Annotated in this window: 11 protein-coding genes and 1 other RNA gene; 8 read left to right on the top strand and 4 right to left on the bottom strand. The window is 72.2% G+C overall.

The genetic code is table 11. From position 1 onward, the window contains the following. Positions 1-33 precede the first annotated feature (33 nt). Complete coding sequence (gene hutH, locus ACFPLC_RS20965) at positions 34-1,557, bottom strand: histidine ammonia-lyase (protein WP_378200759.1); 1,524 nt, start codon at positions 1,555-1,557, stop codon at positions 34-36. Between the two features lie 83 nt (positions 1,558-1,640). On the opposite strand from hutH, the gene ACFPLC_RS20960 reads away from it, so the two are divergent. The 3 genes from ACFPLC_RS20960 (at position 1,641) to ACFPLC_RS20950 (ending at position 5,140) form a co-directional block, all read left to right on the top strand. Further along, a complete protein-coding gene (locus ACFPLC_RS20960; protein WP_378200762.1) occupies positions 1,641-2,423 on the top strand; it encodes an IclR family transcriptional regulator in 783 nt (260 codons plus the stop codon). Between the two features lie 121 nt (positions 2,424-2,544). Further along, entirely contained in the window at positions 2,545-3,762 is a 1,218-nt protein-coding gene (locus ACFPLC_RS20955; protein WP_378200765.1) for an MFS transporter, read from the top strand. Between the two features lie 139 nt (positions 3,763-3,901). Beyond that, positions 3,902-5,140: a GGDEF domain-containing protein gene (locus ACFPLC_RS20950; protein ID WP_378200768.1), complete on the top strand. Its 1,239-nt coding sequence runs from the start codon at positions 3,902-3,904 to the stop codon at positions 5,138-5,140. Here the strand turns inward: ACFPLC_RS20950 and ACFPLC_RS20945 are convergent, their stop codons facing one another. From ACFPLC_RS20945 to ssrA, 3 genes are all read right to left on the bottom strand, one after another. Continuing rightward, complete coding sequence (locus ACFPLC_RS20945) at positions 5,141-5,353, bottom strand: hypothetical protein (protein WP_378200771.1); 213 nt, start codon at positions 5,351-5,353, stop codon at positions 5,141-5,143. A gap of 605 nt (positions 5,354-5,958) precedes the next feature. Next, complete coding sequence (locus tag ACFPLC_RS20940) at positions 5,959-6,198, bottom strand: hypothetical protein (RefSeq protein WP_378235885.1); 240 nt, start codon at positions 6,196-6,198, stop codon at positions 5,959-5,961. A 134-nt stretch (positions 6,199-6,332) separates the two neighbouring features. Beyond that, positions 6,333-6,700: a transfer-messenger RNA gene (ssrA, locus tag ACFPLC_RS20935) on the bottom strand. A gap of 152 nt (positions 6,701-6,852) precedes the next feature. On the opposite strand from ssrA, the gene ACFPLC_RS20930 reads away from it, so the two are divergent. The 5 genes from ACFPLC_RS20930 to ACFPLC_RS20910 all read left to right on the top strand — a co-directional run bounded on the left by ACFPLC_RS20930 (position 6,853) and on the right by ACFPLC_RS20910 (position 11,080). Then, a complete protein-coding gene (locus tag ACFPLC_RS20930) occupies positions 6,853-7,527 on the top strand; it encodes a sensor domain-containing protein (RefSeq protein ID WP_378200773.1) in 675 nt (224 codons plus the stop codon). Further along, entirely contained in the window at positions 7,524-8,657 is a 1,134-nt protein-coding gene (locus ACFPLC_RS20925; RefSeq protein WP_378200776.1) for a sensor histidine kinase, read from the top strand. Before ACFPLC_RS20930 ends, ACFPLC_RS20925 begins: the two co-directional genes overlap by 4 nt. A gap of 39 nt (positions 8,658-8,696) precedes the next feature. Then, entirely contained in the window at positions 8,697-9,338 is a 642-nt protein-coding gene (locus ACFPLC_RS20920; RefSeq protein ID WP_191315430.1) for a response regulator transcription factor, read from the top strand. A gap of 115 nt (positions 9,339-9,453) precedes the next feature. Continuing rightward, complete coding sequence (locus tag ACFPLC_RS20915) at positions 9,454-9,678, top strand: hypothetical protein (RefSeq protein WP_191315429.1); 225 nt, start codon at positions 9,454-9,456, stop codon at positions 9,676-9,678. Positions 9,679-9,775: 97 nt separating this feature from the next. Further along, positions 9,776-11,080 (top strand): acyltransferase family protein, encoded by a 1,305-nt coding sequence (locus tag ACFPLC_RS20910; protein WP_378200779.1) that lies wholly within the window; start codon positions 9,776-9,778, stop codon positions 11,078-11,080. Positions 11,081-11,088 lie beyond the last annotated feature (8 nt).

The raw sequence follows: 11,088 nt of genomic DNA, 5'->3' as shown, positions 1-11,088 counted from the left end.
AGTGGTAAGGCGGGTTCTAACCCGCCTTACCACTCACGACAGGCGGGCGGCGTCGAGGACGGCGCCGGAGCGGACGAGTTCTTCGGCGGCCGCGATCTCCGGCGCCAGGTGGCGGTCGGGACCGGGGCCGTTCACCTTGGTACGCAGCAGATCCCGGACGCGGCCGGTGACCGGCGACGGCTCCAGCGGCGCCCGGAAGTCCAGCGCCCGGGCCGCCGTCAGCAGCTCGATGGCGAGGACGGTGGTCAGGCCGTCGACGGCCTTGCGCAGCTTCCGCGCGGCCGACCAGCCCATGGAGACGTGGTCCTCCTGCATCGCGCTGCTCGGGATCGAGTCGACCGACGCCGGGACCGCGAGCCGCTTGAGCTCGCTGACCAAGGCGGCCTGGGTGTACTGGGCGATCATGTGGCCGGAGTCGACGCCGGGGTCGTCGGCGAGGAACGGCGGCAGGCCGTGCGAGCGTGCCTTGTCGAGCATCCGGTCGGTGCGGCGCTCGGCGATGCTGGCGACGTCGGCGATCGGGATGGCCAGGAAGTCGAGGACGTAGGCGACGGGTGCCCCGTGGAAGTTGCCGTTGGACTCGACCCGGCCGTCGGCGAGGACGACGGGGTTGTCCACGGCGGACATCAGCTCGCGCTCGCCGACGAGTTCGGCGTGGGCCAGGCTGTCGCGCGCGGCGCCGTGCACCTGCGGGGCGCAGCGCAGCGAATAGGCGTCCTGGACGCGGTTGCAGTCCGGGCCGCGGTGGCTTTCGACGATCTTCGAACCCTGCAGCGCCTGCCACATCCGGGCCGCGGACTTCGCCTGCCCGGGGTGCGGGCGCAGGGCCTGGAGGTCGGCGGCGAACGCCCGGTCGGTGCCGAGCAGGGCCTCGACGCTCATCGCGGCAGTGAGGTCCGCGATGTCGAACAGCTTGTGCAGGTCCGCGGCGGCGAGCAGGAGCATCCCGAGCATGCCGTCGGTGCCGTTGGTGAGCGCGAGGCCTTCCTTCTCGGCGAGGACGACCGGCTCGATCCCAGCGTGCTTTAGCGCTTCCGCCGCGTTCATGACTTCGCCGCGGTACGTCACTTCGCCCTCGCCCATGAGCGCGAGCGCGACGGCGGCCAGGGGCGCGAGATCGCCGGAGCAGCCCAGCGAGCCGTACTCGTGCACGACCGGGGTGATGTCGGCGTTGAGCAGGGCCGCAAGCGTTTGCGCGGTGCCCGGCCGGACGCCGGTGTAGCCGCTGGCCAGCGTCCGCAGGCGCAGCAGCATCAGCGCGCGGACGACCTCGGGCTCGACGGCGGGCCCCGCGCCGGCGGCGTGCGAGCGGATCAGGCTCCGCTGCAGCGCGGTCCGGCTCTCGACCGGGATGTGCCGGGTGGCGAGCGCGCCGAAGCCGGTCGAAACGCCGTAGGTGGGCGTGACGGCGTGGGCGAGGTTCTCGATGTGCTGGCGGGTCGCGGCGAGGTTCTTCTCGGCGGCGTCCGTCAGCTCGACGGGCGCGTACCCGCGGACGACGTCGACGACCTGGGCGGCGGTCAGTGGTTCCGGGCCCAGGAGCACTTTTTCCGGCATGGGCTCATTGGACCCCTTCGGAATCGCTGGTGGGATGCCTCAACGGGTGGTTCTGTCTGGTATCCCAGACGTAAGCTCGGGGCATGGGCGACAGCAGCGAGGTTCCCGCGCTGCGCCGCGGGCTGGCGGTGCTGCGCCTGCTGGCCACGCGCCCGGGCCCGGTCACCGCGGCGGCCATCGCGCGTGAGGCGCACCTCCCCCGCTCGACCACCTACCACCTGCTCAACGAGCTCGAAGCGGCCGGTTTCGTCGTGCACCTGCCCGCGGAACGCCGCTACGGCCTGGGCATCGCCGCCTTCGAGCTGGGTTCGGCCTACCTGCGCCACGACCCGCTGGAACGGCTGGCCGGGCCGTTGCTGCGCAAGCTCGTCGACCGCGTCGGGCACACCGCCCACCTCGGTGTCCTGCACGGCAACGAGTCGCTGTACCTGATCAAGGAACGCCCGGCCCGGCCGGAGACGCTGGTGACCGAGGTCGGCGTCCGGCTGCCGGCGCAGCTGACCGCGTCCGGCCGGGCGATCCTGCGGCACCTGCCCGCCCCGCACGTCCGCGCGCTGTTCCCCTCGACGGCGGCGTTCGTGCTCCGCACCGGGCGCGGCCCGCGCACGCTGGCCGAGCTGCGCCGCACCCTTACCGCGGAACGCCGGCTCGGCTGGGCGGTCGAGGACGGCCACGTCACCGACGGCTTCGCGTCCGTGGCCTGCCCGGTCTTCGACCACGGCGCCCGCCCGCTGGCCGCGATCAGCGTCACCCTGCGCCACCACTGCGCGGCCGAGCCGTGCGCGGAGACGTGGCCGGACCTCGCCGCCGAAGTGGCGGCGACGGCGGCCGAGCTGACCACCCGCATCGGCGGCCACCCGGCCTGACGGCCGTCGCGGTCCGTCCGGGCGCCGCGGCTGCTGCGAACGGGGCAACTGTCACCGAACGGCTCGATTCCACTCCGGTGGGTGATTACCGTGGCTGGAGCTGCGGTTTCGAGGGGCACCGATGGATGACGCACGCGTGGAGAAGGTCGGTTTCGGCGCGGTGCTCGCCGTCGCCGAGTTCCGGGCGATGTGGACCGCCGAGCTGCTATCGGTCTGCGGCGACCAGCTCGCCCGTGTCGCGCTCGCGGTCCTCGTCTTCCAGCGCACGTCGTCGGCCGCGCTGACCGGCCTGACCTACGCCTTGACGTACGTTCCCTCGCTGCTCGGCGGCATCCTGCTGGCCGGCGCGGGCGACCGGTGGCCGCGGCGGGACGTGATGGTCGCCGCCGATCTGACGCGGGCCGCGCTGGTCGCGGGCATCGCGATCCCCGGCGTCCCGCTGTGGGTGCTGTGCGTGCTGGTCGCGGTGATGACGGCGCTCGGCGGGCCGTTCAAGGCGGCGCAGCAGGCGCTGCTGCCGTCGGTCCTCGAAGGCGAGCGGTACCTGGTCGGGATGGCCCTGCGGAACGTGACGATGCAGGCCGCGCAGCTGGCCGGGTTCGCCGGCGGCGGCGCGCTGATCGCCGCGCTCACCCCGTCCGCGGCACTGGCGCTGGACGCGGCGACCTTCCTGCTTTCGGCGTTGTTCCTGGTCACCGGCGTCCGGCGGCGGGCGGCGATCGCCCAGGCGGTCCGGCCCGCCTGGCTGGCCACGACCGGCGCTGGCATCCGGCTGATCTGGCGCGACCCGGCCCTGCGGACGCTGGTGGCGCTCAACTGGCTGGCCGGGTTCTACGTCGTCCCGGAGGCGCTGGCCGCGCCGTACGCGGCCGGGATCGGCGCGGGCGCGACCCTGGTGGGACTGTTGATGGCGGCGGACCCGGCGGGCAGCGTGCTCGGCGGCGTCGTGTTCGGCAAGTGGATCCCGGAGCGCGTGCAGCTACGCATCCTGGCCTGGCTCGGGATCGCGGCGGGCCTGCCGCTGGTGGTGTTCGCCTGCCACCCGGGCTTGGTGACGTCGGTGGTGCTGCTGGCGGCGTCCGGCCTGCTGGCGACGGGCTACAACATCACCGGGACGGTGTCGTTCATGCGGCGAGTGCCCGACGAGCACCGCGCGCAGTGCGCCGGGGTGAATTCGGCGGGCCTGATCACCGTGCAGGGGGTCGGGGCGGCCGCGGCGGGCGGGCTGGCCGACGTGCTGGGCCCGGCGCACACCATCGCCGTGGCCGGGGCGGCGGGTGCCGCGGTGGCCGTGCCGATCGCGAGGGCGTGGCGCCGGGTCGGGGTGGAGGACCGATGACCTCAGTTGTCGCGTCCGCACATGGTGCGCCTCCCTTCACGACCTCGGGCCGCACCGGTTCCGTCACCGGCCGGACACCATGAGTATGCGGACCGGCGGCGGCATTCCGCGCACTGGGCCGCATATTCGTGACGTCCTCGTGGCACCGCGGCACTGGGTGCTGTGGCGGCAGGGGCCGCGGGTGATCGTCTACTGCCTGGCCAGCGAAGTGGTGGCGGTGGTGCTGACGCTGCGCCCGTCGCCGATCCCGGTGGACCGCCGGACGCTGTCGATCCTGGTGGTGCTGCTGGTGCTCGGGGTGGTGCAGTCGGAGACGGGACGGCGCGTGGAGCGCATCCGCCGTCGCGTGTCGGGGACCCCGCACATCAACATGACGTCGGTCTGGACGTTCGCCGGCGTCCTGCTGTTGCCGCCGCTCCTGCTGGCGGTCCTGGTCGCCGGCCTGTACGCGCACCTGGCGGTCCGCAGCTGGTACCGCCTGCAGCGGGTCCCGGTCTCCCGCACGGTCAGCAACGCGGCGATCATCGTGCTGTCGTGTTACGCGGCCCAGTCGGTGCTGCGGGTTTCGGGTTTCCCCGACGTTCGCGTGGCGCTGAGCCACAGCTGGGCGGGCACGTTCGCGATCACGGCCGCGGGAGTGACGTTCTTCGCGGTGAACGCCCTCCTGGTCCTCCCGGCCCGCCGCGAAGTCGGCCGGACGCCGGAGGCCCTCTTCGGCACGTGGTCGGACAACGGCCTCGAGGTGGCGACGCTCTGCCTGGGCGCCTTGAACGCGATGGCGCTGGCGACGCTGCCGGGCCTGGTGGGGCTGGTGTTCCCGCCGTTGCTGCTGCTGCACCGCACGGTGCTGGTGAGGCAGCTGGAGGTGGCGGCCCACCGCGACGAGAAGACGGGCCTGTACAACACGAGCGGCTGGCACGCGCTGGCGAAGCGCACGTTGGCGGCCACCGCCCGCCAGGGCGGCACGTTCGGGCTGTTGATGCTGGACCTCGACCACTTCAAGCAGGTGAACGACACGTACGGCCACCTGGCGGGCGACGCGGTCCTGAAGGCGGTGGCCCAGTCGATCATCTCGGCGGTCCGCGGCCGCGGCGACGCGGTGGGCCGCTTCGGCGGCGAAGAGTTCGTGGTCCTGCTGCCGGGCATCACCCAGCCGGACATCGGAGCGGTGGCCGAGCGCATCCGCCGGGCGATCAGCGCGCTGCAGGTCCCGGCGGGCGGGCTGTCGATCACGGGCCTGACGGTCTCGATCGGCATCGCGGTCTACCCGACGGCCGGGACGTCAGTGCAGCGTCTGCTGGACGCGGCGGACACCGCGCTCTACCACGCGAAAGCGACCGGCCGGAACAAGGTGGTCCACGTGGCGGACCTGGTGTGATCAGGCGGTCTTGTGCCGCCGCCGTCCGGCGTCGAGCCCGAGCATGGCGAGCAGTTCGGCACATTCCCGCGAGTCGGACGAGTGCCCGGCGACGGTGAGGACGGCCCGATCGTTCTGTTCACCGAGCCGGACGGCTTCTTCAGCCCGGATCACACCCATCCGGCTGTCTTCGTCGTTGGCAAGGGAGCTGCCACTGCGTTGGGCCCAGGTCATCTGGCCACCTACTTCCGGCCCCACGGGTGCGGGGCCATGGTCGGACCTCCAGCATGACACTCACAAGAATTTCACCCACAAGTGGCCCCCATCACCAGCCGGAGCAGAGCTCTAACCCCCAGCTGAGGACCCCGGCACCACCAGGGATGAACACCCCGTCCGCTCACCCCGACGCAACCACCCGGGGGTCCGGCTAAGGGGGGTCCGGCGGACTCGATTGCCGGTGCGGTGTGCCGTGGTGGAAGCGCGGTCCGCGACCGGCCTCCTTCGGAGGATGCGGCTGGTCTGGGTGGTTGACCTGGGTGGTTGACCTGGGTGGTTGACCTGGGTGGTTGACCTGGGTGGTTGACCTGGGTGGTTGACCTGGGTGGGTGGTCTGGGTGGGTGGTCTGGGTGGGTGGTCTGGGTGGGTGGTCTGGGTGGGTGGCCTGGGCAGCGCCGAGGCGCCTCGGCGGGCAGTCACCTCGGGGCCCACCACCCCGAAGCCCGATTGTGACTACGGCCGGCAGTACCGCGTCAAGGCGGGAAAGCGTGCCTTGACCCGGCACTGCCGGCCGTGTGGTGGCTTCTGATCGGGGTGGGGGGAGGTCTGGGCGGAGTGCAGGTCAACCGTCGGCCTGCAGGCTGCCGTTACGCCCGGGGCCTGAAAAGCGGGCTACGCCCTGGCATGAACTGACCAAGCCAAATCTGCTCGGCCGAGCCGAGCCGGGCCCGGCCAGCCGGGCCGGGCCCAGCCGGGCCGGGCCGGGCCGGGCCCAGCCGGGCCGGGCCCAGCCGGGCCGGGCCCAGCCGGGCCGGGCCGGGCAGAGATCAGCAAGCCCGGTAGCAACCCCCGTCTGGCTCACCCGCGAACGCAACCACCCGGGGGGTCCAGGGGGGCGAAGCCCCCTTGGCGGGGGTTTGGGGGTTCGACCCCCAAAAGACACGGCGAAACGAAGGAAGGCCCAGCCCCGAAGGGGCGTGGGCCTTCCGCGAAGTGAAGTGGAGGTGCCGGGAATTGAACCCGGGTCCTCTGGCGTCTCGACAGGGCTTCTCCGTGCGCAGTCCGCTGCGTCTCTACTTGGCTCCCTCAATCACGCGAACAAGCTGAGGTGACGAGCCCAGCCACTGTTTGCTTCACGACTGTTCCCCGTGGCCGGGACAGCCGCTGAGCCTCCTAGCTGATGCCGGTACCCGGGCCGGAGGCGAACCCGGGCCGACAGAGTCGCACTCGCTCAGGCGGCGAGGGCGAACTCGCGCTGACTGGAGTCGGCGCTTATTGGTTTGCGATGACGCTTACGGTGGTCTCTCGCCTGCACCGGCACGCTTCCCCTGACTCAACGTCCAAAGTCGAAACCGTTCACCCCCTTGTCGGGACACAACCTGTTCATCATAACGCCCGGCGCCACTGCTTTAGTCCGGGTGGGGTGGGGCCAGCCCTACCGCCGGGATGCCCGCCCGCACCATGTCCCGCGAAGCGGCGAGCCGCGATGCTGGGAGCCGTGGAAAGGAGTGCGGTCATGGTGAGCGAGAGGCGGGATCCGCCGTTCGGCGGTTCGGCGGTGTTCTTGCTGATGAACCTGCCACTGGGGGTGCTGGCGTTCGTCTTTCTCACGGCGTTCGTCTCGGCCGGTGCGGGGACCGCCGTGGTGTGGGTCGGGGTGGGCCTGCTCGCCTTCGTCGTGCTCGCCGTGCGGGGGGCCGGGCGGCTGGAGCGGGCGCGGGTCTACGCGCTGCTGGACCGCCACATCGACCTCCCGTACCTGCCGCTGCCCGCCGGCAAGCAGGCCGCGCGGTGGAAGGGGCGGCTGAAGGACCCGTCAACCTGGCGGGACCTGACCTACTTCGCGCTGCTGTTCCCGGTGGGCCTGGTCGAGTTCGTGCTGGTGACGACGTTCTGGGCGACGAGCCTGGCGCTGGTGGGCCTGCCGGTGTACTTCCGGTGGCTGCCGGGCGGGGAGTACCGCTTCCCGTCGTGGGACGTGCCGTGGCTGACCGTGGACTCCACCGTCGAGGCGCTACCGTGGGCGGCGCTCGGGGTGTTGTTCGTCGCGTTGTCGGTGGCGCTGACCAAGGCGCTGGCGGGCGCGCACGCCCGGCTGGCGGACGCGCTGCTGGCGCCGACGGTGGCGCAGCGCCGCCGGATGGAGCGCTGGTGGGAAGACGCGGAAGAGAAGAACCTGGTGGCGGGATGACCGAGGCTCAGCAGCTGGACCACCCGCGGCCGCACCCGGCCCGGACGATCCTCTACATGATCGTCAGCTTCGTCTTCCGGCTCGTGCAGTTCGTGCTGATCGTGGTCGGCATCGCGGTGGGGGTCTCGACGGCGGTGATCTGGGTCGGGTTCCCGATCCTGCTGGCGACGACGAGCTTCGTCCGCTGGTCCGGCGACCGCGAGCGGGGCTGGGCGGCCCGGATGCTGAACGTGCCGCTGCCGCCGGTGCAGCGGCGGCCGTACGAAGAGGGGCAGCCGCTGCTGCGCCGGTGGGTCACCCGGCTGAGCGATCCGACGACGTGGCGGGACCTGGCGTACCTCATGGCGGCGTTCCCGCTGGCCTGCCTGGAGCTCGGGATCGCGCTGGCGTCGATCGTGCTGCTGCCGATGGCGATCTGGGTGACGCCGTGGCTGGGCTGGCTGCACGGTGAGCTGGCGCTGGCGCTGCTGGGGCCGGACCGCACGAAACGGCTGGAGCAGAAGGCGCAGCGGCTGCAGGCGTCGCGGGCCCGCGGGGTCGACGCGGCCGAAGCCGAACGCCGCCGCATCGAGCGTGACCTGCACGATGGCGCGCAGCAGCGGCTGGTGGCCGTCGCGATGAGCTTGGGGCGGGCGAAGTCGAAGTTCGACCAGGATCCGCAGGCGGTGCGGGACCTGATCGACGAGGCGCACCTGGACGCGAAGCTCGCCGTGTCGGAGCTGCGGGACCTGGCGCGCGGCATCTACCCGGCGGTTCTGGGCGACCGGGGGCTGGACGCGGCGCTGTCGGCGCAGGCGGCGAAGTCGCCGATCCCGGTGGACGTCTCGGTGGACGTCGACCCGCGCCCGCCGGCCGCGGTGGAGACGACGGCGTACTTCATCGTCGGCGAGACGCTGACGAACATCGCGAAGCACTCCGGGGCGACCGAAGCGGGCGTGAAGGTGTGGCGGACCGACGACCACGTCGTCGTCGAGATCACCGACAACGGTCACGGCGGCGCGGAGGTGCGTCCCGGCGGCGGGCTGGCCGGCCTGGCCGACCGCGCCGCGACGATCGACGGCGTGATCACCGTGGTCAGCCCGGTCGGCGGGCCGACCGTGATCCGGGCGGACCTGCCCTGCCAGTGGTGAATAGTCTGGACCCCGTTCATCCACGAACCTGGGGGCCGGATGCGGGTAGTCATCGCCGAGGACGCCGTGCTGCTGCGGGCCGGGGTGACCCGCCTGCTCGCCGACGAGGGCATCGAGACGGCCGCGGCCGTCGACAACGGGGACGACCTCCTCGGCGCGGTCAAGGAACACCGTCCCGACCTGGCGATCGTCGACGTCCGGATGCCGCCGACGTTCACCGACGAGGGCCTGCGCGCGGCACTGGCGGCGCGCAAGGAGATCCCCGGGTTGCCGGTGCTGGTGCTGTCGCAGTACGTCGAGGAGTCGTACGCGGTGGAGCTGCTCTCGGGCGGCGCCGGCGGCGTCGGCTACCTGCTGAAGGAGCGCGTGGCGGACGTGGCGGACTTCCTGGACGCGGTCCGCCGGGTGGCGGGCGGCGGCACGGCGATCGACCCGGACGTGATCGCCCAGCTGATGGCCCGCGGCCGCCGCAACCCGCTGGACGCGCTGACCGCCCGCGAGTCCGAGGTCCTTGGCCTGATGGCGCAGGGCCTGTCCAACACGGCGATCGCGAACTCCCTGGTGGTTTCGCACGGCGCCGTGGAGAAGCACATCGGGAACATCTTCTCGAAGCTCGGGCTCGAAGCCAGCGCCGAGGAACACCGCCGCGTCCGTGCGGTGTTGACCTACCTGGGCCGCTGAGCGACGGACGGTGACCGGAGGTCCCGTAGGGTGGACAACGCGTCACCCGTTCCGCGGGCGGCACCCGTGTGAGCGCTCACCTACCATGAGCGGACCCATCGAGAGGAGCGCGCAGATGTCCGACGAGATCCGCTGCGTCCGCTTCTTCGGCGGCCCGCTCGACGGCCGCGTCCAGGAGCTCGGGGACGCCGAGCCCATTCCCGGCACCGTCATCCGGCACATCCACCTGCACGGCGGCCCGAAGATCGAGACCCGCTACGAGCTCGGCCTCACCGAGCACGGCTGGGAGTACCGCCTCGCCGCCGCGCAGCACGAACCCGAGCCCGACGGTTTGCGGTAGTAGGGAGAACCCCCGTGTCCACCGGGGGTGAACAGGACCTCCAAGAGGGCGGTCAGCACCGCTGTTTCCGCTGGTCGAACCGGCCAGGCTGAACCGCATGCAGACAGCGGGCCGGGACAGGTTCCTCGACGTCGTCCGGGCGGGGGCCATCCTCGCCGTCATCGCCCAGCACTGGATCATGCCGGTGCTCTCCTACTCCGACGGGCACCTCGCCACCGGCAACGCGCTGGCGACGCCCGGCTGGTGGGTCGTCACCTGGCTCAGCCAGGTCATGCCCCTGGTCTTCTTCGCCGGCGGCGCGGCGAACCTGATCTCGTTCCGCCGCGCCGCGTCCACGCGGCAGTGGCTCGCCGGGCGCATCAAGCGCCTGATGGTGCCGGTGCTGCCGCTGATGGCGGTCTGGCTGGTCGTGCCGGATTTCCTGCGCGGCCTGGGCGTCCCGCCGCAGCCGGTGCAGGTCGCCAGCGCGATCGCCGCGCAGCTGCTGTGGTTCCTCGCGGTGTACGTGCTCGTCGTGCTGCTCACGCCGCTCATGGTGGCCGCGCACCGGCGCTGGGGCCTGAAGGTGCCGCTCGTCATGGGCGCGGCGGGCATCCTCGTCGACGTCGCGCGCTTCAACGACTTCGGCTACATCGGGTACGCCAACGCGATCTTCGTCTGGGTCGCCGTGCACCAGCTGGGCTTCCACTACGTCGAAGGCCGCCTCGGCTCGCTCACCCGCCGCGGCGCGCTGACGCTGTCGGCCGCCGGGTTCGGCGTCACGGCGCTGATGGTCGCGTTCGGGCCGTACCCGGGCAGCATGATCGGGATGCCGGGCGCGCCGGTGTCGAACATGAGCCCGCCGACCGTGCTGCTGGCCTTCCTCGCCGTCGGCCAGATCGGCCTGCTGCTCGCCTTCCGCCCGCAGCTCAACGCCCTCGCGGCGCGTCCGGGCATCGGCGACGCCCTCGGCTGGCTCGGCGCGCGGTTCATGAGCGTCTACCTCTGGCACATGCCGGCGCTGGTCGTGGTGGCGGGCGTGACGGTGTACGGCCTCGGCTACCAGACCCCCGCCCCGGGCACGGTGTTCTGGCTGATCATGGCGCCGGCGTGGTTCGCGGCGTGCGGGATGGTGCTGCTCGGCCTGCTGCGGCTGTTCGCCCACTTCGAAATGCAGCGCGACACCGGCGAACTCACGGCCAGGACGCCGCAGCTGGTCGTGGCCGGGCTCCTGGTCTCGGGTGGCCTGCTCGGCCTGGCGGCCCACGGGTTCGCCCCGCTCTCGGACGGCATCGCCCACGGCCCGGTCCCCTGGGTGGTCCTCGCCACGACCGGCTTCCTCCTGGCCGGCAAGCAGCTCCCGGTGGTCGACCTGCTTGGCCGCGCGGTGGTCGTCACCGAGCGAGCAATGATCAAGCGTTGACCCTCGTG

Origin of the sequence: Amycolatopsis plumensis, assembly GCF_042652605.1 — a bacterium.
GTDB classification, from domain to species: Bacteria; Actinomycetota; Actinomycetes; order Mycobacteriales; family Pseudonocardiaceae; genus Amycolatopsis; species Amycolatopsis plumensis.
The sequence above is the reverse complement of the archived record's forward strand: the minus strand, read 5'-3'. Positions and strand labels throughout refer to the sequence as shown.